The sequence below is a fragment of the Promicromonospora sp. NPDC050262 genome, from assembly GCF_040655935.1.
Lineage (GTDB): Bacteria > Actinomycetota > Actinomycetes > Actinomycetales > Cellulomonadaceae > Promicromonospora.
In genome coordinates, this window is sequence record NZ_JBFAKX010000002.1 from 259550 (window position 1) to 285873 (window position 26324).

The 26324-nt window shown below is 73.8% G+C and carries 21 protein-coding genes and 1 riboswitch; of the genes, 16 read left to right on the plus strand and 5 right to left on the minus strand.

The genetic code is table 11. From position 1 onward, the window contains the following. Window positions 1-21: 21 nt before the first annotated feature. A complete protein-coding gene (locus AB0I29_RS04600; protein WP_357478558.1) occupies window positions 22-1341 on the minus strand; it encodes an enolase C-terminal domain-like protein in 1320 nt (439 codons plus the stop codon). Between the two features lie 159 nt (window positions 1342-1500). On the opposite strand from AB0I29_RS04600, the gene AB0I29_RS04605 reads away from it, so the two are divergent. The 9 genes from AB0I29_RS04605 to AB0I29_RS04645 all read left to right on the plus strand — a co-directional run bounded on the left by AB0I29_RS04605 (window position 1501) and on the right by AB0I29_RS04645 (window position 14265). Beyond that, window positions 1501-2904 (plus strand): extracellular solute-binding protein, encoded by a 1404-nt coding sequence (locus tag AB0I29_RS04605; protein WP_285102156.1) that lies wholly within the window; start codon window positions 1501-1503, stop codon window positions 2902-2904. Next, window positions 2901-3884, plus strand: coding sequence for a sugar ABC transporter permease (locus tag AB0I29_RS04610; RefSeq protein ID WP_285102155.1), 984 nt, complete (start codon window positions 2901-2903; stop codon window positions 3882-3884). Before AB0I29_RS04605 ends, AB0I29_RS04610 begins: the two co-directional genes overlap by 4 nt. After that, window positions 3881-4777, plus strand: a complete 897-nt coding sequence (locus AB0I29_RS04615) for a carbohydrate ABC transporter permease (RefSeq protein WP_357478563.1) — start codon at window positions 3881-3883, stop codon at window positions 4775-4777. The genes AB0I29_RS04610 and AB0I29_RS04615 overlap by 4 nt, the downstream gene beginning before the upstream one ends. A 50-nt stretch (window positions 4778-4827) precedes the next feature. Further along, window positions 4828-5784, plus strand: a complete 957-nt coding sequence (locus AB0I29_RS04620; RefSeq protein ID WP_357478566.1) for an NAD(P)-dependent oxidoreductase — start codon at window positions 4828-4830, stop codon at window positions 5782-5784. A 64-nt stretch (window positions 5785-5848) separates the two neighbouring features. Next, window positions 5849-10084 carry a glycosyl hydrolase family 28-related protein gene (locus AB0I29_RS04625; protein ID WP_357478569.1) on the plus strand — a complete coding sequence of 1412 codons (4236 nt, stop codon included), beginning with the start codon at window positions 5849-5851 and terminating at the stop codon, window positions 10082-10084. Window positions 10085-10219: 135 nt separating this feature from the next. After that, window positions 10220-11251 carry an aldose 1-epimerase family protein gene (locus AB0I29_RS04630; RefSeq protein ID WP_357478572.1) on the plus strand — a complete coding sequence of 344 codons (1032 nt, stop codon included), beginning with the start codon at window positions 10220-10222 and terminating at the stop codon, window positions 11249-11251. A 61-nt stretch (window positions 11252-11312) separates the two neighbouring features. Next, window positions 11313-12590, plus strand: a complete 1278-nt coding sequence (locus tag AB0I29_RS04635; protein WP_357478575.1) for a glycoside hydrolase family 71/99-like protein — start codon at window positions 11313-11315, stop codon at window positions 12588-12590. 44 nt (window positions 12591-12634) lie between these two features. Then, entirely contained in the window at window positions 12635-13609 is a 975-nt protein-coding gene (locus tag AB0I29_RS04640) for an MsnO8 family LLM class oxidoreductase (protein ID WP_285102149.1), read from the plus strand. A 347-nt stretch (window positions 13610-13956) separates the two neighbouring features. Next, on the plus strand, window positions 13957-14265 hold the full coding sequence (locus tag AB0I29_RS04645) for an EthD family reductase (protein WP_357478580.1): 309 nt from the start codon (window positions 13957-13959) through the stop codon (window positions 14263-14265). A 73-nt stretch (window positions 14266-14338) separates the two neighbouring features. On the opposite strand, the gene AB0I29_RS04650 is transcribed toward AB0I29_RS04645, so the two are convergent. After that, window positions 14339-15688 carry an extracellular solute-binding protein gene (locus AB0I29_RS04650; protein ID WP_357478583.1) on the minus strand — a complete coding sequence of 450 codons (1350 nt, stop codon included), beginning with the start codon at window positions 15686-15688 and terminating at the stop codon, window positions 14339-14341. Window positions 15689-15820: 132 nt separating this feature from the next. Continuing rightward, complete coding sequence (locus AB0I29_RS04655; protein WP_357478586.1) at window positions 15821-16738, minus strand: AraC family transcriptional regulator; 918 nt, start codon at window positions 16736-16738, stop codon at window positions 15821-15823. Window positions 16739-16888: 150 nt separating this feature from the next. On the opposite strand from AB0I29_RS04655, the gene AB0I29_RS04660 reads away from it, so the two are divergent. From AB0I29_RS04660 to AB0I29_RS04670, 3 genes are all read left to right on the plus strand, one after another. After that, window positions 16889-17194, plus strand: coding sequence for an antibiotic biosynthesis monooxygenase (locus AB0I29_RS04660; RefSeq protein WP_357478589.1), 306 nt, complete (start codon window positions 16889-16891; stop codon window positions 17192-17194). A gap of 66 nt (window positions 17195-17260) precedes the next feature. Further along, complete coding sequence (locus AB0I29_RS04665; protein ID WP_357478592.1) at window positions 17261-18238, plus strand: alpha/beta hydrolase; 978 nt, start codon at window positions 17261-17263, stop codon at window positions 18236-18238. Further along, the gene (locus tag AB0I29_RS04670) at window positions 18235-19086 is read left to right on the plus strand and encodes an SDR family NAD(P)-dependent oxidoreductase (RefSeq protein ID WP_357478595.1); all 852 of its coding nucleotides are present in this window, start codon (window positions 18235-18237) and stop codon (window positions 19084-19086) included. The genes AB0I29_RS04665 and AB0I29_RS04670 overlap by 4 nt, the downstream gene beginning before the upstream one ends. Here the strand turns inward: AB0I29_RS04670 and AB0I29_RS04675 are convergent. Both AB0I29_RS04675 and AB0I29_RS04680 read right to left on the minus strand, forming a co-directional pair. After that, a complete protein-coding gene (locus AB0I29_RS04675) occupies window positions 19050-19721 on the minus strand; it encodes an HAD-IA family hydrolase (protein ID WP_285102142.1) in 672 nt (223 codons plus the stop codon). The two genes, AB0I29_RS04670 and AB0I29_RS04675, sit on opposite strands and share 37 nt — an antisense overlap. 61 nt (window positions 19722-19782) lie before the next feature. Beyond that, entirely contained in the window at window positions 19783-22140 is a 2358-nt protein-coding gene (locus AB0I29_RS04680) for a glycoside hydrolase family 95 protein (protein WP_357478598.1), read from the minus strand. Window positions 22141-22285: 145 nt separating this feature from the next. Then, window positions 22286-22394: riboswitch (TPP riboswitch) on the plus strand. A 58-nt stretch (window positions 22395-22452) separates the two neighbouring features. Between AB0I29_RS04680 and AB0I29_RS04685 the strand changes: the two genes are divergently transcribed. The 4 genes from AB0I29_RS04685 to AB0I29_RS04700 are packed head-to-tail and all read left to right on the plus strand — an operon-like array spanning window position 22453 to window position 26224. Beyond that, window positions 22453-23115 (plus strand): YkoF family thiamine/hydroxymethylpyrimidine-binding protein, encoded by a 663-nt coding sequence (locus AB0I29_RS04685; protein ID WP_357478601.1) that lies wholly within the window; start codon window positions 22453-22455, stop codon window positions 23113-23115. Continuing rightward, entirely contained in the window at window positions 23108-23734 is a 627-nt protein-coding gene (locus AB0I29_RS04690; RefSeq protein ID WP_357478604.1) for an ECF transporter S component, read from the plus strand. The genes AB0I29_RS04685 and AB0I29_RS04690 overlap by 8 nt, the downstream gene beginning before the upstream one ends. Continuing rightward, window positions 23724-25484: an ABC transporter ATP-binding protein gene (locus tag AB0I29_RS04695; protein ID WP_357478607.1), complete on the plus strand. Its 1761-nt coding sequence runs from the start codon at window positions 23724-23726 to the stop codon at window positions 25482-25484. The genes AB0I29_RS04690 and AB0I29_RS04695 overlap by 11 nt, the downstream gene beginning before the upstream one ends. Then, window positions 25481-26224 (plus strand): energy-coupling factor transporter transmembrane component T, encoded by a 744-nt coding sequence (locus tag AB0I29_RS04700; RefSeq protein WP_357478610.1) that lies wholly within the window; start codon window positions 25481-25483, stop codon window positions 26222-26224. The genes AB0I29_RS04695 and AB0I29_RS04700 overlap by 4 nt, the downstream gene beginning before the upstream one ends. Window positions 26225-26324 lie beyond the last annotated feature (100 nt).

The window sequence follows — 26324 nt, forward strand, 5'->3', positions numbered from 1 at the left end:
GCGGGGCGCCCGGACCGGGGCTCATGCGCGGTGCGCGCTCCCGTCCGTGGCCCGCAGCAGCGCCCAGCGGTCGTGCTCCAGCGGGGCGCCCACCGGGTAGCGGCGCGCGGCCCGCTCGTCGAAGTCGACGCCGAGCCCCGGCGCCTCGGAGGCGAGCAGGTGCCCGCCGGCCGGGACGGGGGCGCCCGGGAACACCTCCAGCGTCGCGTCGCGGAACGTCGCCGCCTCCTGGACGCCGAACGCGGGGGAGGAGATGTTCAGCGCCATGTTGGCCGCCATGCCCACCGGCGTCACGTCGCCCGGCCCGTGGGGCGCGGTGCGGACGCCGAACATCTCGCACACGGCCACGAGCTTGCGCGCCGGGGTGAGCCCGCCGAGCGTGGGGATGCGGATGCGCGCGAAGTCGATCGACCGCCCGGCCAGCAGGGGCAGGTACGCGCGTGGGTCGTGGTAGAGCTCGCCGACGGCCAGCGGCGTCGTGCCGGCGGCCCGGAGCTCCGGGAAGTGGGCGGCGTCCTCGGGGGCGAGCGCGTCCTCCAGGAAGTACAGCCCGGCGTCCTCGACGGCGCGCACGAACTGCCGGGCCTCTGCCGGGGTCATGCGCTCGTGGGCGTCGTGGAGCAGCTCGACGTCGGGGCCCACCCGGTCGCGGACGTCCGCGAGGATCCCGGGCACGTGCCGCAGGTAGGCCAGCGTGTCCCAGCGGTCGGTGCGGGCCCGGCGGCGGGCGGCCTCCGCGGCGTCGCGCGGGGCGGTGCCGTAGGTGTCCCGGCCGGGCACGGCGACCTGGACGCGCACGTGCCGGTAGCCGCGGCCGGCCGCCTCGAGCACCTTCTCGGCCACCTCGGCCGCGTCGGCGCCGTCGACGTGCGTGTACGCGTCGGCGTGCTCCCGTGCCCGGCCCCCGAGGAGCTGGTGGACCGGCAGCCCCGCGACCTTGCCCTTGAGGTCCCACAGCGCGAGGTCGATGGACGCGAGCGCGTTGTGCTCGATCGACCCGCCGCGCCAGTACCCGCTGTTGAGCAGCAGGCGGTGCAGGTCCTCGATGTCGGCGGGGTCCCGGCCGACGAGCAGCGGCCCGAGGTACTCGTCGATCAGCGTGCGGGTCGCCAGCGGGCGCTGCGGGTCGCTCGCGTCGCCGAGGCCGTAGAGCCCGGGCTGGTTGGTCTCGACGCGGGTGACCACGTAGGGGCAGCCCTGCGGGCCGGTGAGGAAGGTGCGCACGGCGGTGACCCGCACGCCGTCGGCGTCGGCGCCGACGGCGGTCCAGGGCGCCGGGGCGAGCACGTCGGGACGGGGGGTGTCGCGGGTGTCGGCATCGGCTGCCTGCAGGGGTGTCATCGGTGACCTCGATCCGGGACGAGCGGTTCGCGCGGGGCGTTCCCGCGCACTGAGCGGACACCGGCGGCGGCGCCCGTTGACACTGTACATCGAATTGATTTATCTTCCGATGGTCCGCGACACCGCCCGGTGCCGCCTGATGACCGAGAGGCACAGCCCGTGATACGACACCGACGTCGTCCGTCCTCTGCACGCCTGACCACCGCCGCCACCTCCGTCCTGCTCGTCGGCGCGCTCGCCGCGTGCAGCGGGCCGGTCGGCGGTGCTGCCGGGGGCTCGCAGGAGAGCGACCCCGACACCCTGACCATGTGGACCTTCAAGCAGTCGCACGTCGAGCCGCTGCAGAACGCCGCGAAGTCCTTCGAGGAGAAGACGGGCATCGCCGTCGACGTCCAGGCCTACACGCCGGACGACGCCTTCATCACCAAGGTGCAGGCCGCGGCGCAGACCGGCGACCTGCCCGACGTGCTGGAGGTGCACACCCACGGCGACGACTTCACGTTCGGCGGCGCGGGCCTGCTCGAGGACCTCTCCGACGACGTGGACGACGAGTGGACCTCGCGGTTCCTGCCCGCCGTGGCGAACGACGGCACCGTCACCGACGCGTACTACGAGCAGTCGCTCGCGGAGGGGTCCAAGACCGCCGGGATCGAGAAGGGGCAGCGGTTCTCCGTGCCGCTGACCATCGGCACGTTCGGCATCGTCTACGCGAACAAGGAGCGGCTGGAGGAGGCCGGGATCACCGAGGCCCCGACCACCTGGGAGGAGTTCGTCGCCGCGCTCGACGCCGTCCAGACCGCCCGGCCTGACGACGGCGGCGTGAGCATCGGCTTCCAGTCCTCCACGACGGGGCTGGAGTGGCTCATGCAGCCCATGGCCTACGGTCAGCTCGGCAAGGAGGACTTCGGCGCACTGTTCGGGCAGGACCCCGCGAAGAACTTCGCGTCGGACAACGGCACCCAGGTGCTGGAGGCCTACAGCCAGGTCCAGCCCTACTGGATGCCGGGCACGCAGTCCCTCACGATCGACGACGCCGACATCGCCTTCGCCCAGGGCAAGTCGTCCTTCGACATCGGCGGCACGTTCACCCTCGCGTTCCTCGACCAGAACGGGATGGACCCCGAGAACATCGTGACCTTCCCCGTGCCGGCGCCGGAGGACGGCGCGATCGACGACCTCGAGCTCGCGCCCTTCGGCCTGACCGGGCTCTCGGTCTCGGCCTCGACGGACAACAAGGACGGCGCCCTGCAGTGGATCGAGTACCTCTCGGAGACCGACGTGGCCGCCACCTTCGCGCAGGACGCGCTCGACGTGCCGCCGGTCGACCTGGGCGACGACCCGTCCTCGACCGTCGGCCCGGTGCTGGGCGCCATGATCGGCGCCTTCGGTGAGGGCGAGAACGCGTACAACCCCGGCGACACCTCGTACCGCCCCGCGGCGTACGACGCGGCGCAGATCGGCGACGCCGTGATGGAGCTGACCCCGCTCGAGACGAAGGACGTCGCGACCGTGGGCAAGGACGTCGCGACGCTCGTCGACACCTTCTGGTCCCAGTCGAAGTGACGACGTCGACCGCGCTCGCCGCCGTCGTCCCCACCGGGGACGGCGGCGGCGGCCGGCGGGGCCGCCGCCGGCACCCGGTGCACCACCGCGGCCAGGAGGTGGCGTGGGGCTACGTCTTCATCGCCCCCGCGCTCCTGCTCTTCCTCGTCATGGGCGTCTACACGCTCTTCTTCAGCGCCCAGCTCTCGTTCGTCCGCTGGAACGGGCTCACCCCCACCTGGGAGTGGGTCGGCCTGAAGAACTACGCCGACCTGCTGTGGGCGAGCCCGGTGTACGCGCCGGTCGTCCACCGGGCCGCCCTGAACACGCTCGGCGTGATGGTCGCCGTGCCCCTGCTGACCGTCCTGGTGTCCTTCCCGCTCGCGGTGGTGCTCAACCAGGCGCGGCGGTTCGCGGGCGTGCTGCGCTCCGTGTACTTCGTGCCCTACGTGACGGCGGGCATCGCGGTGTACATGGCCTGGCAGTACGTGCTGGAGCCGAACGGCGCCGTCAACCTGCTGCTGCGCACGGTCGGGCTGGGCAGCCTCGAACAGCCGCAGGGCTGGCTCGGCAACCCCGCCACCGCGATGCCGACCCTCGTCGTCATCATGGTCTGGTCGGGCGTGCCCGTGGCGATGCTGCTGTACCTGACGGGGCTGCAGTCCATCGACCCCTCGCTCCTGGAGGCCGCGCAGCTCGACGGTGCCGGCTGGTGGCGCACCAACCTGGCGGTGGTGCGGCCGCTCCTGGCCGGGACCACCGCGGTGATCACGCTGCTGAACGTGCGCGAGGCCCTCCAGGGCTTCCAGATCTTCCTGATCATGACCAACGGCGGTCCGGCGGGCCGCACCAACGTGCTCGGCCTGGAGACCTACGACCTGGCCTTCCAGCAGGAGCTCGCGCCCACGCTCGGCCTCGCCAGCGCGCTGGGCTGGCTCCTGTTCTTCGCCGCGCTCGCCGTCGCGATCGTCAACCAGCGCGTCACCCGGGAGAAGCCATGACGACCGTCACCGACCGTACGATCCCGGACGCGCCGGCCGTCCCGCGGACGCCGCGTCGCCGTCGTACCCCCGCGAAGGTGGTCGTGGCCCGCTCCGTCGTGGCGGTGCTGCTCGCGGGCTATGCCGTCGTGAGCCTGTACCCGTTCCTCTGGATGGTCTCGGCGGCGTTCAAGACGCAGCAGGAGGTGATCCAGGGCGGGCACCTCATACCGCACGACCCCACGCTCAGCACGCTCGTGGACACCTGGGCGCAGCTGCACTTCTTCGACTACTTCCTCAACAGCCTCAAGGTCACCGGGCTGACGACGCTCGGCGTGGTCGTCGTGTACTCCGCCGCCTCGTACGCGTTCGCGGTGCTGCGGTTCCCGGGCCGGCAGGCGTTCTTCCGGCTGTTCCTCGTGCTGCTGTTCGTGCCCGGCGTGGTCACCCTCCTGCCGATCGTGCTGCTCGAGAACCAGATGGGGATCCTCGGCACGCACCTGGGCCTGATCCTCCCGTTCGTCAACGGCACCGCGCCGCTGTCGATCCTGCTGCTCACCAACTCGTTCCGGTCCCTGCCGGACGAGCTGCGCGACGCCGCGCGGGTCGACGGCGCGGGCGAGCTGCGGATCTTCACCCGGATCTACCTCCCGCTCGCCCGGCCCGCCCTCATCACGGTCGCGCTGCTCACCGCCATCCCGACGTGGAACGAGTACCTGCTGTCCCGGGTCTCGCTCAACGACCCGGCGACGTTCACGCTGCCCATCGCGCTGCAGCAGCTCCAGTCGTCCAACGTCGTCCAGTACAACCAGCTCATGGCCGGCGCCCTGATCGTGGTGATCCCCGTGATCATCCTGTTCCTGGCCACCCAGCGGTACTTCGTCAACGGGCTCGCCGGCGCGGTCAAGGGATGATCCACCACCCACCGGCCACGGCCGCACGACAGATCGGAACCCACCACGTCATGAACCACACCCTGCCCCCGGCCGGCCGCGCCGGTGCGCTCCGCCCCGGCGACGCCGTGCTGGTGACCGGCGCCGCCGGCGGCATCGGCCGGGTCGTCGTCCCGGCGCTCGCCGCGGCCGGCTACCGCGTCGTGGCGACCGACCGCATCCCGTTCGACGCGCCGTCCGCGCAGGCCGTGCTGGTCGGGGACACCCGGGACCCGGAGTTCGTGGGTTCGGCGTTGCGGGCGGGGGCCGGGCCCGCGGTGGTCGACGGCGTCGTGCACCTGGCGGCGATCGCGTCACCGGGCCAGGTGCCCGACGACCAGACGTTCACGCAGAACGCGCAGGGCACCTTCTGCGTGCTCGACGGCGCGGGCCGGGCGGGCGTGCGCGTCGCCGTGGCGGCGTCGTCCTTCTCCGCGTACGGCTACCCGTGGGCGGGGCGTCACCTGTCGCCCGCGTACGTGCCGGTCGACGAGGCGCAGGAGCCGGTCGCGGTGGACGCCTACGCGCTGTCCAAGCTGGCCTCGGAGCAGGTCGGCGCGTACGCCGCGCGCCGGTACGGCATGCCGACCACTCTGCTGCGCATCCCGTTCGTGGGCACGGGGGACCGGCTGCGGGAGATGGTCGAGCTCGCCCGCCGCGACCCGGGGGCGATGCGTCAGGAGCTGTGGACCTGGCTCGACACGCGGGATGCCGCGGGCGTCGTGCGCGCCGTGCTGGAGTCCGGCGTTGACGGCTACCACGTGGTCAACGTGGCGGCGCCGGACACGACCAGCGACGTGCCGACGGCTCAGCTGCTCGCCCGCTTCCACCCGGAGACCGCCGTGGTGCGCCCGCTGGAGGGCACCGCGACCGTCATCGACACGACGGCGGTCCGCGAGCTCTTCGGCTTCGTGCCCGTGCACTCGTGGCGCACGGGCGACGCGCTCGACCCCGACGTCACGGCGGTCGCCGAGGGCATGACCGTCTGACCGGCCGCACCACGACCCGCACGTCCCAGTCACGTCAGTCCGAACAAAGGTGTTGAGGATGAACATGAACGCAGGAAGAGCCCGGGTGCTGGCCACGGCCGCGACCGTGGCGCTGACGACGGCGGGGCTCGTGGCCCCGGCCGCCGCCGGGCCCGTGGTCGACGTCGACCGCTACCCGGTGGGGGTCGGCGCCGACCTGTCGGCGACCCCGCTGACCCACGGGATCGCCGTCGCCACGGCGCCTACGACGGGCGGCCAGGTGACGGGCGAGCACGCCGGGCGCGCGTACTGGCGCACCGACGGGGCGGCGGGCGCGGGGCGCCTCGCGCTGGACCTCGCCGACGAGTACGTGGGCCGGCTCGACGGCACGCCGGGCTATCTCGTCGTGGACCACCGGGCCGGCGAGGCCGTGGTCGCGACGGCCGGCGGCGAGCAGACGCCGTCCGGCGCACCGGAGGCGGACGCCGACGGCGACGGCTGGACCACTACCGTCGTGGTGCTGCCCGCCGGGACCCTGTCGCCGGGGCCGGCGGGCGCGGGCGCCGAGGTCGAGCTCGCGGGCGCCGACGGCGAGCTGACCGTCGCGGCCGTGCGCGTCGTGGCGCAGGGCACGAGCGTGGACCTCGGGCCGGCGGTGGCCGAGCGCGGCATCGCCGTCCGGGCGGGGGACGACACCGCCGGCCTCGTGACCGGCACCGCCGACGGCCGCGGGTACTGGCAGACGGCCCGCGCCCAGGGCACGAACTTCGTCTACGCCAACGTCTCGGACGCGTACGCGCGCGACGTGCGCGACCGCGTGCTGGTCGACGCCACGGTGCGGCAGGGCGGCGGGTCGATGTTCCTCCAGTACGACTCGCCGGGCGACACGATCCCGGACATGTTCCGCCCGTCGGCCCGGCTCGAGCTGGCCGACGACGGGACCTGGGGCTCGCGCGCGTGGCTCCTGGAGGACGCCGTCCTGACCAACCGCTCCAACGGGTCGGACTTCCGGCTCTCCGTCGAGGGCTCCGCGCAGGACGTGCGGATCGACTCGCTCGCGGTGACGGTCGTGCCGCGCACGGTGGACCCCGCCGTCGGACTCCGCCAGCTCGTCCGGCAGGCGGACGTGGCGCACTTCGCCGCGCGCGAGGGCGGGCGCGACGGCCAGTTCCCCGCCGGGTCGAGGGCCGTGCTGCGCGCCGCGATCGACGCGGCGCAGGCCGTGCTGGACGACCCCGGCGCGTCCGGGGACGAGATCGACGCCGCGACGGACGCGCTGCAGGACGCCCTGGAGGCCTTCCTCGGCGCCGAGCGCACCACGGACCTCGCCCGCGGCGCCGCCGCGACCGCGAGCTCCACGAGCGGCGGCACGCCCGGCGCGGTGACCGACGGCACCGGTTCCGCGTGGGTGTCCGGGCGGGACCGGGCCACGGCCTGGGTCCAGGTCGACCTGGGCGAGCCGACCACGCTGGACGAGGTCGTGGTGGACTGGACCGCGGACTACGCGCACGTCTACCGCGTCCAGGTGTCGGACGACGGCAGCACGTTCCGTACCGTCGCGACCGCCGGGTCGCTGGGCGCCACCCCGGTCCGCACCCGCTTCGAGGAGACGGCGGCGCGCCACGTGCGCCTCGCCCTGGACGAGCTCGCCACGCAGCGCGGCGCCTACGGGCTGACCGCGCTGGAGGTCCGTGACGTGCGCCCGGTGCGCCTGGAGCCGCGGGCCGTCCGGACGGTGTTCCCCACGGACGACGTCGTGGTGGCCGACCTCGACGCCACCGAGCTCGGCGCCGACCCCACGGGCACGGAGGACTCCACCGCCGCGATCCAGGAGGCCCTGGCGACCTGCCGGGACGCCGGGGGCGGCACGGTGTGGCTGCCCGCCGGCACCTACCGCGTGAGCGACACCCTGGAGGTGTACGCCTACTGCACGCTGCGCGGCGACCACCGCGACCTGGACGAGCAGCCGGTCGGCGCCCCGGGGGCGCCCGCCGGGCTCGGCACCGTGCTGGAGGCGCACCTGCCGTCGGGCGACGACGGTCCGCCGCTGCTGCGCGTGGGCGGTTCGGCCGGCGTCGTCGGCCTGACGACGTACTACCCGGACCAGGACGCCGCCGACCCCGTGCCCTACGGGTGGACCGTCGAGGTGCCCGGGCTCGCGTGGATCGGCAACGAGAACTACATGCTCGGCACCGTGCAGGACCTGACGTTCCTCAACTCCTACCGAGGCATCGGCATCTCGACCATGCGCAACGACCGCGGCGAGGGGCCGGGCGCCCAGGGGCACGAGCTCGCGAACGTGCGCAACGTCTCCGGGACGGTGCTGTACGAGGGCGCCGCCGGGTACAACGGGGCCGACGTCGGCGTCTGGGAGGACGTGCGTCTCGACAACGGCTACTGGGCCTCGGCGGGCGCGGCCTACGGCGCGCCCGACCGGGCGGTGCTCGACGCGTGGACCCGTGCCCACGGGACGGGCCTCGTGCTCGCCGACCTCGAGTGGGACCAGTTCGTGGGCCTGCACGCCGCCGACTACGCGGTGGGCATCAAGCTGGTCAAGGGGCCGCGCGCCTCGTTCACCGGCGTGTTCGTCGACGCCGAGATCGTCGACACCGACATCGCCGTGCTGGCCGAGAACTCCGACCAGCGCTGGGGGTCCGCCTTCGCCTCCAGCACCCTGGAGGGCTCCGTGGCCGCCGTGCGCAACACCTCGGCGGGCTACGTCAAGCTGACGGACACCGCGGTCAGCGGCGCCCTCGAAGGGACCGTGCACACCCTCGACGGCCCGGACGAGGTGCCGCAGCCCGGACCGGCCCGCACGGCCCCCAGGCCCGCGGACCGGCTCTGGGACGTCACGGCCGCGCCGTACGACGTACCCCGCACCCCGAAGCAGTTCTCCGACGTCGACGCGACCGACGGCATCCAGGCCGCGCTCGACGACGCCGGGCAGGCCGGGGGAGGCGTGGTGTACCTGCCGGCCGGCTGGTACACCGTGCGCGGGCACCTCACCGTCCCGGCGGGGGTCGAGCTGCGCGGCTCGTCCGCCGTGCCGAACCGCACCTCGCTCGTGGAGTCCTCGGGCACCGTGCTCGTGGCGTACGAGGGCCGCCAGGAGGGCACCGACGACGCGTCGGTCGCGGCGGCCGCCGCCGCACCCGCCGTCGTGACCCTCGCCGGCCGGGACGCGGGGGTGCGGGGCCTGCGGGTGCTGCACCCGGAGAACAACCCGGCGTCGCCCGAGGGCGCCGTGCCCTACCCGTTCGCCGTGCGCGGCGACGCCCCGGGCGTCTACGTCGAGAACGTGGGCCTCGACAACGCGTGGAACGCGGTCGACCTCACCGACCGCGCCGACGGGTTCCTGGTGCGGCGGGTGCTCGGCATCTTTCTCGACCAGGGCGTCCGCGTGGGCGCGGCGCCGGACGGCGTCGTCGACGGCGTGCTGTCCAACGGCAACGTCGCCACCCGCAACGCCTACGGCCTGCCCGGCCAGGTCGAGGAGACCAACCTCTTCGCCCAGGTCATCGACGGGATCAGCCGCGAGCGCGAGGTGCTCGTGCACGCCGTCGGCGCGCAGGACCTCCAGGTCCGCAACACCTTCGCCTACGGCTCCCACGACGGGATCGTGGCGAGCGACGGCGCGACCGTGACGGCCTTCAACCTCGGGACCGACAACCTCGGTCCCGGCGGGCACACGGTCGACGCCGACGGGTCCAGCGCCGTCACGGTCGTCAACCTCATGCGCTACAACGGCACGACCAGCCGCGGCGACGTGACGATCGTCAACCCGATGGCGATCAACATGCCGACGTCGGCCCTCGCCGTGACCGCGGACGGCGACGGCACCGCCCGCGTCGAGGGCAACGAGGCCGAGCCCGGCCGGTACGAGACCGGCGGCACGGTCACCGCCGTCGCCGATCCCGCGCCCGGCTCCAGGTTCGCGGGCTGGAAGGACGCCGACGGCGGCACGGTCTCGTCCGAGGACCGGTACACGTTCGCGCTCGCGGCCGACACCCGGCTGGTGGCGACGTTCGAGCCGGCACCCGAGACGTGGGTCGAGGCCCAGGCCGCGACCAGGTGCACGGGCCACAAGGCCCAGGTCGTGGTGCGGCTGCGCAACGCGGGGCCGGAGGCGCTCGCGGTCCGGCTGTCGTCGCCGTTCGGGCAGCGCCAGGTCGAGGCGCTCGAACCCGGTGCGGACGCCCGCCTGGCGCTGCCGACGCGGTCCCGGTCGGTCGCGGCCGGCGAGGTCGCGATGGCGGTGACGGGCGGTGACGGTTCGGCCGGTGTCGTCGCGCTGCCGTACGACGCGGCGGCCTGCGGCTGACGGCGGAGCCGGTGCGGGCGGGGCCGGGGCAGGACGCGCGGGGGAGTACCACGTGAGGTGGGTCCGAAGGGCGGGCCCGCCGTACCGAGAGAGAGGGGTCGAGCTGTGTCAGCACCACGGGAGGAACCCGGACCTGTGCGCATCGCAGGACTGACGCGGGACGAGGTCGGGCGGCGCGTGGGGTCGCTGGCGCAGGTGGCCCGGGTCGAGCAGGTCGTCGAGGCGGACGGCCCGGCCCGGGGCGCCCGCCGCCTGCGCCTCGTGACCGGCGGCGGGCTCGAGCTCGACGTCCTGCCCGACCGGGCGCTCGACCTCGGCGCGCTGACGGTGCACGGGGTGCCGCTCGCGTGGCTCGCGCCCGCCGGGTTCTCCGCCCCCGGCCTCTACCGCGCCGACGACTTCGGGACGTCGTTCGGCGGGGGGCTGCTCGTCACCTGCGGCCTCGACCACGTGGGCTCGCCGGTGGTCGACGGCGGGCGGCGGTTCCCGCAGCACGGCCGCCTCACCTCGCTCCCGGCGAGCCTGGAGCGGGCCGCGGTCGTGGGCGACGAGCTGGTCGTGGAGGGCGTCGTGCGCCAGGCCGCCCTGCACGAGGAGCACCTGGTGCTCCGCCGCCGGATCAGGGCCGGCCTGGGGTCGACGTGGGTGACGGTCGAGGACACCGTGACGAACGAGGGATGGCGTCCGGAGCCGCACCTGGTGCTCTACCACGCCAACCTGGGGTGGCCGCTGGTGTCCGAGGCCGCCGTGCTCGACGTCTCCTCGGAGCGGGTCGAGCCCGACGGCCCGGACGCGGTGGGCGACCCGTGGCGCGAGGTCTCGGCGCCCGAGCCGGGCTACCGCCAGCGCGTGCACCGGCACGACCTGGCGCCCGGCACGGGGCGGGCCGTGGTGTCCAACCCGGCGCTCGGCCTGCGCCTGACCCTGACGTTCCCGACCGCCACGCTGCCCGTGCTCTACCAGTGGAAGATGTTCGCCCCCGGGCAGAACGTCCTCGGGCTCGAACCGGCCAACGCCCCCGCGATCCAGGGTCGCGCGGCCGCGCGCGAGGCGGGCACCCTGCCCGTGCTCGCGCCGGGGGAGTCCGTCTCGTACTCCCTGCGCTTCGACGTCGACCGGCTCCCGGCCGAAGGGAGGTCACCCACCGCTCCGCCGCACCGCACGTGATCGACGTACCAGGGGCGCGACGACGACGTCGTGCCCCGCCACCTCGACGAACGGATACCACATGACCATCTCCCGACGCTCCTTCCTCAGCCTCTCCGCGGCGGTCGCGGCGACGGCGGCCGCCGCACCCGGCGCCTCGGCCGCCGCGGCGACGCCCACCGCGGCCTCGGCGGCCGTCGTGCCGGCCGCCGCCGTGAGCCCGCCCGGCGACGTCGTCGGCAAGATCACCGCCGGCTACCAGGGCTGGTTCGCCTGCCGGGGCGACGGCGCCCCGATCGACCTGTGGTGGCACTGGGCCCGCCAGGCCGACCAGCCGCCGTCGACCGGCAACTCCGCGATCAAGTCGTGGCCGGACGTCCGCGAGTACGCGGCCACGTACGCCACGGCGTTCCCCGCGCTGAACGACGGCCGCCCGGCGCGGCTCTTCTCCTCCTACGACCAGCAGACCGTCGACGTCCACCTGCGCTGGATGGCCGAGAACGGGATCCACACGGCGGCGCTGCAGCGGTTCAACCCCTTCGGCGCCGAGGGACCGACGCGCGACGCCGTCGCCGGGCGGGTCCGGTCAGCCGCCGAGCGGACCGGGGTGAAGTACTACGTCATGTACGACGTGAGCGACTGGCAGCAGATGCGCTCGCAGATCACGCAGGACTGGGCGGGCAAGATGTCGGCCCACACGGCCTCCTCCGCCTACGCGCGACAGAACGGCAAGCCGGTCGTGGGCATCTGGGGCTTCGGGTTCGACGACCCCCAGCGGCCGTTCACGCCGCAGGAGTGCCAGGAGGTCGTCGACTGGTTCCAGGCGCAGGGCTGCTACGTCATGGGCGGTGTGCCGACCTGGTGGCGCACCGAGGGCGACGACTCGCGGGACGGCTTCGCGGACGTCTACCGCTCGTTCGACATGATCTCGCCGTGGCTCGTCGGGCGGATCGGCAACGTCGCCGGCGCGGACGACTTCTACGCGCGGGCGACCGTTCCCGACCTCGCCGAGTGCACCCGCCTGGGCATCGACTACCAGCCCTGCGTGCTCCCCGGAGACCTGCAGGAGCGCCAGCGCGCGCACGGCGACTTCATGTGGCGGCAGTTCTGGAACCACGCCCGGGCGGGGGTGGCCAGCGCGTACATCTCGATGTTCGACGAGTACAACGAGGGCAACCAGATCGCCAAGACCGCCGCGACGGCGGGAGACGTGCCGGCGGGCTCGGGCATCTGGGCGCTCGACGAGGACGGGACGGCCTGTTCCTCGGACTACTACCTGCGCCTGACGAACGACGGGGGTCGCATGCTGCGGGGCGAGCTGCCGGTGACGGCGACGCGGCCCACACCTCCGCAGCCGTAGCCGGGGCGGGAAGCGCCCGGGTCCCGTCGCGGTTGAGGGCTCGTGTGAGGCTCTCCCTCCTGGACCGTTCCCGCACCCGAGCCGGATACCCCGACGCCGCCGCACTGGGCCACACGATCGAGCGGGCGGTGGTGGCCGAGCGACTCGGCTACCACCGCTTCTGGGTCGCCGAGCACCACGCCGTGCCGGGGATCGCCTCGGCGTCGCCGCCCGTGCTGCTCGGTGCCCTCGGCGCGCGCACCAGCACCATCCGGATCGGGTCGGGCGGGGTGATGCTGCCGCATCACCAGCCGTTGGTCGTGGCCGAGCAGTTCCTCATGCTCGACGCCCTCTACCCGGACCGGGTGGACCTCGGGGTGGGGCGCACCCTCGGCTTCACCGTGCCGGTACGCCGGGCGCTCCGGCACGGGGCGGACGCCCCCGACACCTTCATCGAGGACATCGAGGAACTGCGCGACCATCTCGACGGTGCCGCGGCCATCACCGCCAGGCCCGCCGCCGCGCGCACCATCCCGGTCTTCGTGCTCGCCACCGGGCGGGGCCTCGCCGTCGCCGCCGCCCTGGGGCTGCCCGTGGTCATCGGCGGGCCGGTGCTCAGCAGCCCGTCGCTGCCCGACGCGCTCGCGACGTACCGCAAGGAGTTCCGCCCCTCGTCCCGCGCGCCGGAGCCGTCGGTGACCGTCTCGCTCGACGTCCTCGTCGCGGACTCGGACGCCGAGGCGCGTGAGCTGGCCCTGCCGGAGGCGTGGGCGATGGCCCGGTCCCGGCAGACGGGCGAGTTCGGCCCGCTGGAGGCGGTCGAGGCGATCCGTGCCCAGCCGTGGACCAGCCAGCTGCGCGACCGCGTCGAGGCGCACCTCGCGCAGGGCGCGGTCGGGTCGCCAGGCACGGTGCGGAGCCAGCTCGACCGGGTGGTGGAGGCGACCGGGGCGGTTGAGATCATGGCGTTCAGCTCCACGTACGACCGGAACGCCCAGGCGGCCTCCGACGCCGCCCTCCGCGACCTGGTGCTCGGCTAGCACTGCTGCCGTCCGCGGCGTTGCCTTGGTCACGACCTCGAGCACAGCAGTTGCTGCCGCGCCCGGCCGATCCTGGCAGCAGCTGCTGTGCTCAACATCGAGAGCCCGGGGGACGCGACGTCGCGCGGGCGGGTCAGCCGCCGGTGGCATTCCGCAGCGCCCTGGCTACGTCGTGCGGGTGGGTGAGGATCGTCTCGTGCGTGCCCGGCACGATCACCGGCTCGGCGAGGTGGCTGAGTCGTCGACTTCCCGTACTCGGCACGGTCCCACTTCCCAACACGCCGGAGCGGGTAGTAGAGTGACTAGTCAGTCTACATTGGGTTACTCACCCTGAGGAAGGAAGCATCATGGCTACCAAGGTTGAGATCATCATCGACAACCTCGACTCTCCCGACGCCTTCGAGGCCGTCCTGCCGGACGTGCTCGACAAGGCGCGCGCCCTGCCCGGGTTGCGAGGCCTGGAGTCGAGCCGGGTATGGCCCAAGGAGGACGGCACGCCGACCCCGGCCTTCCGCACGCTCGACTTGTTCTTCGACGGCTATGACGAGGCCTCGGCGGCCACGGCGTCACCCGAGGGCGGCGCGTTCTTCGGCGCCGTGATCGAAGCGACCGGGGGCAAGATCACCGGTCTCTTCCTCGACGTGGAGATCCGGTAGAAGTCCCCGGTTCCTGGTCGGCGGCCGCGACGTCGGTCTCGGTGCTCGGCGTGGGGCTCCGGTGCTGTCTTGCTCACGAGCCGGAGACGGTGAAGCCCTGCTCGTTGCCGTACTTGACGATCGAGTCCTGCCAGGCGCCGAGGCCGTCCGCCAGCGGCGTCGAGCCGGTGTAGGCCTGGCCGACGGTGTCGGGGAACACGCTGTTCGCGTAGACCTGGTACGGCAGGTACTGCCAGCCGGGGACCACACCGGTGGCGGAAGCCGAGAGCACCTCGTTGATCTTCTGCCCGCCGAAGTACTCCGGCTGCTTGGCGAGGAACTCGGGGCTGGTGAGGTCCGCCGTCGTGGCCGGGAAGTTCCCGTGGTCGAGCCGAACCTGCACGCCGTCGCCGGCGTTCGCGTACCGGAGGAACCCGTAGGCCAGCGCCTTCTGGGTGCTGGCCTCGGTGATCGACAGCGCGGAGCCGCCGTTCTCGGCCGTCTCGGTGGCGCCCGCCGTCCACTGCGGCATGGGCGCCACGCGCCAGTCGCCCGAGGCCCCGGGCGCGCCGGACTCCAGGTTCGCGGGCATCCAGGCGCCCGTCACCAGCGCGGCGATCGTCCCGTCGCCGAGCCGCTGGAACCACTCGTCCGACCACTCCGGGACCTTCGCCACGAGGTCGTCGTCCAGGAGCTGCTGCCACATGCCGGCGAACCGGGCCGAGCCCTCGTCGGCCAGGTCGACGGTCACCGTGGTCCCGTCGACGGTGTACGGCGTCCCGCCCGCCTGCCAGATCATCGACGTCGCGAACCCGGCGTTGCCGTCGTCCGCGATGAGGTGGGTGTCGCTGTCGTGCGCACGGATCTTCCGTGCGGCGTCGACGAACTCGTCCCACGTCGCCGGTACCTCGACGCCGGCCTTCTCGAACGTCTTCGCGTTGTAGAACAGGGCCATCGGGCCGGAGTCCATCGGCAGGCCGTACACCGCGTCGCCGTCGGTCACCGATCCCCAGGTCCCGGGGGAGTAGGTGCCGTCGAGCCCGCTCGCGCCCAGCGGCGCGAGGTCCGCGAGCGATCCGGCGATGGAGAACTGCGGCAGGGCGTAGTACTCGACCTGCGCGACGTCGGGCACCCCCGAGCCCGCGCTGATCGCGTTCTGCAGCACCACGTAGTGGTCGTTGCCGGTACCGACGTTCGCCAGCTCGACGTTCACGTTCGGGTACTCGGCCTCGAAGCTCTCGACGACCTGGTCCAGCGTGGGCTCCCAGGCCCAGACCAGCAGGTCGCCGCCCTCCTCGAGGGCCGCGGTGACCGCGTCCGGGGACAGGTCGGCCGCCGCGCCGGTGGTGGGGGAGGTCCCGCACCCGGCCAGGAGAGCCGCCGCGACCCCCGTCGCGGCGAGCAGTGCGCCGGTGCGGCGGGGGATGCCGGTACCTCGTGCCACAGGAACTCCGTCTCAGGTCGGCGTCGACGTCTGCCAGGCAGGCACCCGTACGGTAGCGCCACCTCGGAAGATCCTGGGTGTGGCGCGCACGGAGGATCCGTGGTTTGCGCGGACGCAGCCGAGGGCAGGCGCCTACACGAGGGCTGGAGTGCGGTCGGCCGACGTGTCGCGCAGCAGGACGGCGTCCTGGCTGGGCGGCAGGCCGAACTGGCGCCGGTACTCACGGCTGAACTGTGACGGGCTGTCGTAGCCGACCCGCAGCCCCACGCCCGTCACGTCGCCGGGGCGCGTGGCGAGCAGCAGTCGCGCCTCCTGGAGCCGGATCTGCTTCTGGAACTGGATGGGGCTCATCGCCGTGACGGCCTGGAAGTTCCGGTAGAACGCCGAGACGCTCATGCCCGACAGCGCCGCCACGTCCTGGACGCGGAAGGGCTGCGCGTAGTGCTCGCGGATCCACCGGACGGCCCGGGCGACGTGGGCGAGCCCGCTGTCGGCAAGGCCGAGCTGGCGCACGGTGGCGCCCTGCTCCCCGGTGATGAGCCGCCAGAGGATCTCGCGCTTGACGAGCGGTGCCAGGACCGCGGCGTCGCGTGGGTTCTCGAGGAGCCGCAGCAGTCGCACCACGGCGTCGACGAGGGGCGCGGGGGCATCACTGACCACCATGCCGGGCGGGGCCGCGGCGCTGGTGGGAGGGAGGTCGCCGGGTGCGGCCTGCAGCAGGATCTCCGCGATCAGCGCCGGTCGCAGGACGAGCCCGAAGCCGAGTGCCGGCTCGTCGGGGCGAGCCCTCGTGAAGAGCCCGGTCACCGGCAGGTCGACGGACGCCACCAGGTACTGCCCGGGACCGTACTCGTGCACGCGGTCGCCGAGCGCTATCCGCTTCGAGCCCTGGGCGATCAGTGCCATGACCACACCCGACATGGACGGCGCGGGCGGAGCGGTGCTGTGGACCGCCGAGACCAGGACGTCGTCGAGCGCCGTCGCGCTGCTGTCTCGCCGTGCGTGCCGGGCGAGCAGAGCGCGTAGCTCCTCGAGGTCCACACCGTTCATGCCCCGATCATGGCACATTCACGATGCTCGCGACGACGAGAGGATCGTGCAAGTGGCCGGGACGATCGGTCTGTCGGCGGGGAGGGCCTGCACGGTGTGATGGACACACAGCACACGGGCTCCCAGGAGCCCCCACCGAAGGAGACCCGCATGACCGTCCGCCACGGATTCCAGGCCACCATGACCGCGCAGCCCGGCAAGGGCGACGCCCTGGTCGAGATGCTGCTGCACGCCCCGTCGCTGTCCCGCGACGACTGCCCCGTCTTTCTGATCAGCCGCTCGGCGGGCAACGCCGACGTCGTGCACGTCACCGAGGGCTGGACCTCCGAGGGGGCCCACGCCGCGTTCTTCGCGAGCGCCGAGGCGCAGGCCCTCGTCGCCGAGCTGCAGCAGCTGCTGGCGGGGGAGTCCGAGTACACCGACCAGGTGCCCGTCGGCGGCAAGGCCGAACTCTGAGCCGCACGCCCCGCCGAAGCGGTCGAGCCCGCCGACGATCCGAACCCTTACCGAGAGGAACATGCCATGACGACCACCCGCCCCGAGATCGATCCCGAGCTGCGTCCGCTGCTCGACCTCCTGCCCGCCGCGACCCTGACCACCGGCACGCTGCCGCAGGTGCGCGACCTCGCCGCGCCCACGGCGGAGAGCATCGAGAGCCTGCTCACCGCCGGGCGGACCGTCGGCCGGCGCGACGTCGGCGTCACCGCGCCGGACGGGACGCCGGTCCCGCTCACCGTCCTGAGCCCACCGGGCCTGGACCGCTCGACCCCCGTGCCCTGCGTCTTCTGGGTGCACGGCGGCGGGATGGTGATGGGGGACCGGTTCTCGAACATCGACATCCCGCTGGAGTGGCTCGACCAGCTCGGTGTCGTGGTGGTGACCGTGGACTACCGGCTGGCGCCGGAGGCGACCGGCACGACCCTGGTGGAGGACTGCTACCGGGGGCTGACCTGGGTCGCCGAGCATGCCGCCGACCTGGGTGTGGACCCGGCCCGGCTCGTCGTGGCGGGGACCAGCGCGGGAGGCGGCCTCGCCGCCGGGCTCGCCCTGCTCGCGCGGGATCGCGGGACGCCCGCCGTCGCCGCGCAGGTGCTGGTCTGCCCCATGCTCGACCATCGCAACGACACCGGCTCGAGCCACCAGTTCGCCGACGGCCCCGCCACGTGGAGCCGGGCCATGAACGCGTTCGGCTGGCAGGCCGTGCTGGGCGAAGGGCCCGCGACCGAGGTGTCGCAGTACGTGTCGCCGGCCCGCGCCGACGACCTGTCCGGCCTGCCGCCCACCTACGTCGACGTCGGCTCGGCCGAGGTGTTCCGGGACGAGGACGTCAGCTACGCGAGCCGCATCTGGGCGGCCGGAGGCCACGCGGAGCTGCACGTGTGGGCCGGCGGCTTCCACGGCTTCGACGCGCTCGTGCCCGGGGCGCGGGTCTCGGCGGCAGCGCGGCGGACACGGACCGACTGGCTCGGCCGGGTGCTGGGGACGAGGAACGCCTCATGAGGGCGCGGGAGGCGCACTGGGGCACGGTCGTCCTCACGGGCGCCACGAGCGGGATCGGTGAGGCGACGGCGCGGCGGCTCGCCGGCCGGGCCGACGAGCTGATCGTGCAGGGGCCGGAGCCGGAGGACGAGGTCGCCGGGGTGCTGGCGGGGATCCGCGCGTCCGGCAGTGCGCACGTCCGGTACCTGTCGGTCGATTTCACGAGCCTCACGGCCGTGGCCGAGGCCGCCCGCGCCGTCCGCGAGGCGGTGTCGACCGTGGACCTGCTGATCAACGACGCCGGTGTGCCCGGCGCTCCCGAGCGGCTGGTCACGGCGGACGGGTTCGAGCGGACGCTGCAGGTCAACGCCCTCGCACCCGCCCTGTTCACCCGTCTGCTGGCCCCCTCCCTCGCCGAGGGCGCGCGCATCGTCAACGTCGGGTCGTCGGCCCACCGTGTCGCCGATCTCGACCTCGCCGACCCCGACCTGGTGGCCGGGTACACCCCGGTCACCGCGTACTCGCGGGCGAAGCTGGCTTTGGTGACCTGGTCCTCGCTCCTGGCCAAGGAGTTCGGCTCCGAGCCGGTCACGGTCGTCGCGCTGTGCCCGGGCCTGAACGACACGCCGCTCAGTACGGCCATGGCGGGGCCGATCGGGGGACCGCCGACCGTGGGCGCGGAGCACGTGCTCTTCGCGGCGGCCGCCGACGTCCCCTCCGGCTCCTACCTGGAGGGTGACCAGGTGGTCCCGACGAGCGCGGCGTCGCGCGATCCCCGCAACCGCAGGCGGCTCGCGGAGCTGTACCTGGAGCGGCTGCCGCGGTTCGCGTCCTACCGGCCAGGGCGGCGGACCGGTTCGACCTCGTGACCCTCGGCGGGGACGATTCCGTCGCGGGTCCAGCGCACCGCGGTGAGATCGGGGACGACGACGTCGGCTCCCAGCTCGACGGTCGGGTCGCCGATGCCGAGAACGGCACCGACGCCCGCCGCCCGCGCCGAGCGGATGCCGTTGGCGCTGTCCTCGAGCACGACACACTCCGCGGGGGACATCCCGAGCAGCCGTGCCGCACGAAGATAGGGGTCGGGCGCGGGTTTGCCCGCTGCGACGTCCTCGGCCGCCACGAGCACGTCAGGCAACGGGATGCCGGCCGCGGACAGACGGGCGACCGCCAGGTCCCGGGACGCCGACGTGACGACCGCACGCAGGTGTCCCGGGACGGAGGCGACGAACTCGGTCGCGCCCTTGATCGCCACGGTCCGGTCAGCGGTCTCGAGCTCCAGGGCATCGATCTCGGCCGTCGCAGGATCGACCTCGTCGTCGGGCAGGAACCGGGCCACGGTTTCCCGAGACCTGCGCCCGTGCACGTCGGCCAGCACCGCACGAGGGTCGAGCCGGTGACGAACCGCCCACGTGCGCCAGGCCGCCTCGCCCGCGGCCTTGGAGTCCACCAGCACGCCGTCGTTGTCGAACAGGACGGCTGCGGCATGCAGGACGGGGCGCATCGGACAGCTCCTCGGGGACGGCGGAACAGCGGTGGATCGTCCCGAGCCTACGGGCCCGCCGTCAGGGCCGGACCGTGATCGACTGTCCGTGGCGCAGCCTGACGTGCCGCCGCCAGGTCCCGGCGCGCACCTCCGTCTCGGTCCCGCCGACGCTGCGGATCGTCGCCTGCGTGACCTGTCCCCGACGCCAGACGACGTCGACCTCGAACCCGCCGCGGGCGCCGACGCCGGTGACGCTGCCGCGGTCCGCCCAGGCCGCGGGCAGCGCGGGCAGCAGCTCGATGACGCCGGGGCGGGAGTAGAGGACCATCTCCAGGGCGGCGGCCGCGCCCCCGAGGTTGGCGTCGATCTGGAAGATCGTGTAGCTGCCCTGGCTGTACATGTCGAAGAAGTTCGGGGCCGTGCCGTTGCCGTTGTCCACCGACGGGCGCAGCACCGTCAGGTAGAGTTGGTACGCCTTGTCGGCGTCCTTGAGCCGGGACCAGCACAGCGACCGCCAGGCGCACGCCCAGCCGTAGTTGTCCGTGCCCCGGGCCGTGAGCAGGTTCCGGACGCCGTCGATCAGCTCGGCCGGGCTCGTGTCCGTGGCGATCCGGTCGCCCGGGTAGAAACCGACCAGCGGCGAGAGGTGCCGGTGGGTGACCTCGCCCAGGTTCGCGGGGCTCATCCACTCCTGGAGCCAGCCTGTCTCCGGGCTGACCTCGGGCAGGTGGAGCCGGGCCTGGAGGTCCGCGAGCTCGGCGGCGAGGGCGGCGTCCCGCCCCAGGCGGCGCGCTGCGACCTGCACCTGCTGGAACAGGTCCCAGGCCAGCTCCTGGCCGTAGGTGGTGCCGCGAGCGTCGGGGCCGTGCTCGGGCGACCAGGCCGTGTCGTCGACGAGCACCTCGCGCGGGGCGCCGCTCGGGTCCGTCACGGTGACGGTGACCAGCCGTGCCCGCCAGAACTCGGCCGCACCCCGCAGCACCGGGTAGATCTTCTCGAGGTAGGCCTGGTCCTGGCTGTACTCGTAGTGGCGCCACAGCGTGCTGCACAGCCAGGCGTTGCCGGCCGGGTGCCACGCCCAGCCGCTGCCGCCGTAGATGTTCGTGGAGAAGGCGATGGCCCAGCCCGCGATCTCGCCGCTGGAGTTCCGGAACCGGTTGCGCGGGTCGTTGTAGAGCCGGCCGGTCACGTCGGTCCAGACCGGGAGCTGTGCGACGCAGTAGTCGGCGAGAGGGACCGCGCACTCGCCGAGCCCGGCGGGATCGGCGAGCCAGTAGTTCATCTGGATGTTGATGTCGGTGTGGTAGTCCGCGTACCAGTCCGGTGTGTTGTTGTGGACCCACACGCCCTGCAGGTTCATGGGCAGCCGGTCGCGCGAGCCGGTGATGGTCAGGTAGCGCCCGTACTGCACGTACGCGGCCTCGAGCTCCGGGTCGGGTACGTCGGGGTCGGCGTGCCGGGCGGTCAGCCGGGACCACGAGTCCAGCTCCCGCTGGGCCGTGGTGGAGTCGCCCAGGTCGATCGACATGCGCCCGTACAGACGCCGGTAGTCGGCGACGTGCGTGGCCCGCAGCCGGTGCCCGGCCACGCGGGCGCCGGCGGTGACCTTCTCGACGGCCAGCGCGAGCGGGTCGGCCGACGGGTCGCGGAAGTCGCGGGCGGCGTCCGGCACGTAGTCGGTGCCCGCGCACACCACGATCAGCAGGTCCGTGCAGTCCTCGAACGACAGCACGCCGCCGTCGGCAGCCACCCGTCCGGTGGTGCTCACGGCAGTCACCGCCGCCGCGTGGCGCAGCCCGTTGCCGAGCGCCCCCGCGAAGGACAGGTGCCGCCCGTCGGCGGACGTCGTCTCCCCGTGGGTACCGTCCAGCGCGATGGTGCCGGTCAGGGGTCCGCCGGTCAGCCGGATCACCACGACGTCGTCGGGATGGCTGGCGTAGGCCTCACGACGGAAGCGCCGGCCGCCGTGGCGATAGGTGGCGGACACGACCCCGTTGGCGAGGTCGAGCTCGCGCCGGTAGTCGCCGACCGCGTTACCGCTGTGCGCGGGGACCGCGACGCGCACCTTCGCGAGGAGCCCGAAGCTGCCGAAGTCGTCACGACCGTACGGCAGCTGCCCGTCGTCCAGCAGGACGTCGTTGCGTCCGCCGGTCCAGAACGAGCCGTCGGTCAGGTAGAGCGCGTCGTCGCCGGGGCCGCCGGTGACCAGGCCCCCGAGCCGGCCGTTGCCGATCGGCAGGCCCTCCTCGATGATCCGGTCCTCGGCGGCCGGCTCCGGGTACCACAGCGTCGTGGCCGCCGACGGAGGCACTGCCGGGTCGGACTCCGGGCGCACGGGCGTGGCGTGCGCGGCGAAGGGGACCCCGCCGAGCGCGAGGCCCGCGCCGGCGGCGCCCGTCAGGCGCAGGAAGTCACGGCGACTTGATTCGAAGGTCATGGCGGGTGCTCCGTTCGTCATCGAGCGAGCTCAACCAGGCGTCCGGGAACCTAGCACGAACAGGGGTGATAAACGGGCAAAACAGCCGAAGCGTCCAGGTGCTCAGCCGGAATGTCCAGGTGGTGTGACGGGTGCTGTTACGGTGAGCGCCGAGCACGGGAGTCCGGTATGCCGGGCTGAGAGGGAGTAATCGAACTCCGACCGTTGAACCTGATCCGGATCATGCCGGCGCAGGAAGCGACCTCAGGACGTGGCCGTACCGGTCCCGTCCTCCTGTGCCCGACGGACATCCGACGGACAGGGGAGGACCTCATGGCGGACCACGCCACCGTGACCGACGAGACCGCAGAGCTGCGCGGCGACCCGATGCGCTTCGGCGTCGGCGCGCGGATCACCGCCGCGGTGATGTCGGACGACTACGTCGACGTGATCCTGGGCGCGCTGCGGCAGGCCGACACCACAGGGCTGGTCGTCGAGACCGGCGACGTGAGCACCTACGTGGGCGGCGCCGAGGCCGACCTGCTGCGGTACGTGACCGACCTGACGGCCGGGATCGCGGCGTCGGGCAGGCACGCGACGATCACCGTGCACCTGTCCCGGGGCTGCCCGGGCGAGGTGGTGTGCGAGCTGCCCGGCGGTGCCGGCCCGCGGGTCACCGAGGTGCCCCAGGGGCGCGACACCGGCCGGTTCGTCTCGGCCGAGTGGGCGCTGTACCCGCTGGCCGACGACGTCCGCGCGGACGTGACGCCGGACCACATGCGCGACATCTACGCCGCGATCGAGCTGGCCAAGGACAACGGGACGTTCCGCGGCTCGCAGCACTTCGTCACCCGCCTGGAGGGCGACGCCGGACGGGTGCTCGCCAGTGCCTTCGCCGGCTGGGTCCTCGCGGGACGCACGGTGCAGCACGTCACCAGCCACCTCACCCTCTCGGTGAACAGCCCGAGCCACACCGCGGCCGGCACCGATGAGTGAGCCGACGACGCGCCGCCGGGCGCGGCTGCCGCTGCGTGACATCGTGCTCATGGTGATGCTCGGCGTGGTGTTCGGATTCCTGTACTGGGCGCTCGTGCAGGCGTGGAACGGGCTCGCCGTGGCGATGGGACCGGCCGGCGACCTGGCCCAGCACGTGCTGCTGGGCGGCTGGCTCCTGGTGGCGCCGATCGCGGTCGCGATCATCCGCAAGCCGTTCGTGGGCATCATCGCCGAGGTGATCGCGTCCGTCGTCGAGGTGGTGTTCCTGGGTTCCCCGGTCGGGCCGCTCCTGCTGGTGGCCGCGGCGATCCAGGGCGCCGGCAGCGAGCTCCCGTTCGCGCTGACCCGCTACCGCCGGTTCGGATGGGGGGTGTACGCGGCGTCGGGCCTGCTGGGCGCGGGCCTGGTCTTCGTGTGGTCCGCGTTCCGGTTCGGCTGGTACGGACAGGACATCCTGGCGCTGCGCCTGGGGATGCAGCTCGTCTCCGGTCTCGTGCTGGGCGGCCTGCTCGCCAAGGTGATCGTCGACCGCCTGTACGGCACCGGCGTGCTCGACGAGTTCGCCATCGGCCGGGCGGACGCCGCGCTCCGCGGGCCCGTGGTGCGCCGTGAGCGCTGACGCCGTCGTCGTCGAGGCCACCGGCCTGGAGGCGGTGTATGGCACCGGCGACGGGGTGGGACCGGTCGACCTGCGCATCGACGCAGGGCAGAGCGTGCTCGTGCTCGGCCCGTCGGGGTCCGGCAAGTCGACGCTGCTCCGGCTGCTGCACGGCGCGGTCCCGCACGCCGTCCACGCGCAGGTGGACGGCGCGGTGAGCGTCGCCGGCAGGTCCGTGGCCGGTACCGGGATCGCGGCGCTCGCCGACGTCGTGGGCGTCGTGGCCCAGGACCCGGAGTCCGGCGTCTGCCTCCCCGACGTGCTCGACGAGGTCGCGTTCCCGCTGGAGAACCTCGCCGTCGACCCTGCCGCGATCGGCCCGCTCGTGCGCACGGCGCTCGAACGGGCCGGGGCGGCGGCCCTGGCCGGGCGGGCCACGGCGGAGCTGTCGGGCGGGGAGCTGCAGCGCGTGGCGCTCGCCGCGGCGATCGCGCCCTCGCCGACCCTGCTGCTGCTCGACGAGCCGACCTCCATGCTCGACGCCGCCGGGATCGACGCCGTGCGGCGCGCGCTCGACGTCGTCCGGCGCACGACCGGCGCCGCCTGGGTGCTCGTGGAGCACCGGCTCGACGAGCTGGCGGGCGACGCCGGGGCGGAGGCCCTCCCGGAGCGCTGGATCGTGCTCGGCGCCGACGGGCGCGTCCGGCACGACGTCGCCGTCGGCGACCTCACCGTGCCGATGCTCCGGGACCTGGTCGGCGAGGGCTGCTGGCTCCCGCTCGACCTGGAGCTGGAGGCGCTCCTGGGGCGCCCGCGAGGTGCGCTTCTACCCAGCGATCACGCCCGAGAACAGCCTGATTCCGGGCGCGATGGCTGGGTAGAAGCGCACCTCGCGGGCGAGTCGCTGGCGGCCCGGCTGCTGCGGGAGCTCGGCGGGGCCGCCGTCGCGCCGGGTGCCCGGCCTGCGTCCGACGTCGCGTCCCGCCCTGCCCCGCACGACGGCCCGACCCTGCGCGCCCGCGGCCTGTCCGTGGTGCGCGGTCCCCGGGCCCGGCGCCGCGAGGTGCTGCGCGGAGTCGACCTGGAGCTCCACCCCGGGACCACGACGGCGCTGGTCGGGGCCAACGGCAGCGGCAAGTCCACGCTGCTGACCTGCCTCGCGGGCCTCGACCGGCCCGCCGCCGGCAGCGTGCACGGCCCCCGGGCCGGGCTCGTGTTCCAGAACCCGGAGCACCAGCTCACCGCCACGACCGTGCGCCAGGAGGTGGCGCACGGCCTGCCGTCGGACGCCGCGCCCCGGGTCGAGCGGGCCCTGGCGCGCTTCGGGCTCACCCGGCTCGCCGACCACAACCCCTACCGGCTCTCCGGCGGGCAGAAGCGCCGCCTCAGCCTTGCCGCGATGCTCGTGCACGAGCACCCGTTCCTGCTCGCCGACGAACCCGGCTTCGGCCTGGACCGGCACGCCTCGGTGGGTGTGCTCCGGGCGCTGCGTAATGCCGCGGCGGACGGCCGCGGCGTCCTGTTCTCCAGCCACGACCTGCGCGCCGTCGCGGGCTACGCCGACCGCGTCCTCGTGCTCGCGGACGGCACCCTGCTGGCCGACACGGCTCCGCTCGACCTGCTCCGCGACGAGGCACTGCTCGCGCGCGCGGGACTGCGCCCACCCGCCCTGCTCCGCCGGCTGGCGCACGAGGTGCGCGACGGCCGGGAGCTGGTCGAGGTGCTGCGAGCCATGGACGCCGCCGCTCTGGCGCTGGGCGTGGCCGCATGACGGCCGCCACCCCCTACCTGGGCCGTCGCAACCCGACGGTCAAGGCGGCGATCCTGCTGGCCGCCTCGCTCGCCACCCTCGGCTTCCTCGACCCGCGCCCGCTGCTGGGCCTCTACGCGCTCGCGGTCGCCGCGGTCGGGGTCGCAGGCCGCGTCCCGCCGCGCACCCTCGTGCTGGGCCAGGTGCCGTTCGTCGTGTTCGGCGTGGGGCTGGTCGCCGTCAACGGCCTCAGCCGGCCGGGCACCCCGATCGTGCCGGGATCGCCCGTCAGCGCCGAGGGGCTGACGGTCGGTGTCGCCCTCGCGCTGCGCGGCCTCGTCATCGGCGTGCTCACGATCGGGTTCCTGGCCTCCACGCCGCCACGCGACCTGATCGTGAGCCTGGTGCAGCACGCCCGGCTCAGCCCCCGGTACGCCTACCCGGTGCTGGCGGGCCACCGCATGCTCGCGGCGATGCCCGCGCGATGGGCCACGGTCCGGGCGGCGCAGGCGGTGCGTGCGCCCCTGCGGCGCGGGCGTCCCCGATTCGGCCTGTCCGACGCCGGGCGGGCCGCCTTCGCGCTGCTGGTCACCTCGATCCGGTCGGCCGAACGCATCGCGCTGGCGCTGGAGACCCGGGGCCTGGGTGAGCGCTCCCGTACCGTGTGGCGTCCCGTCCCGATCGGCCGGGGGGACGTCGTGCTCGCGCTGGTGGTGCTGGTCGCGTGGGTGGCGGCCGCGGTGGTGGACCTCGGCCTCTGACGTTCGGTTCGACCGGCCCTGGCCACGGAAACCTACCGGTCCTGCTTGGCCGGTGATCCCTGACCGCGCCGTTTCCTGGCGCGCCGCCCGGCGCCGTCGG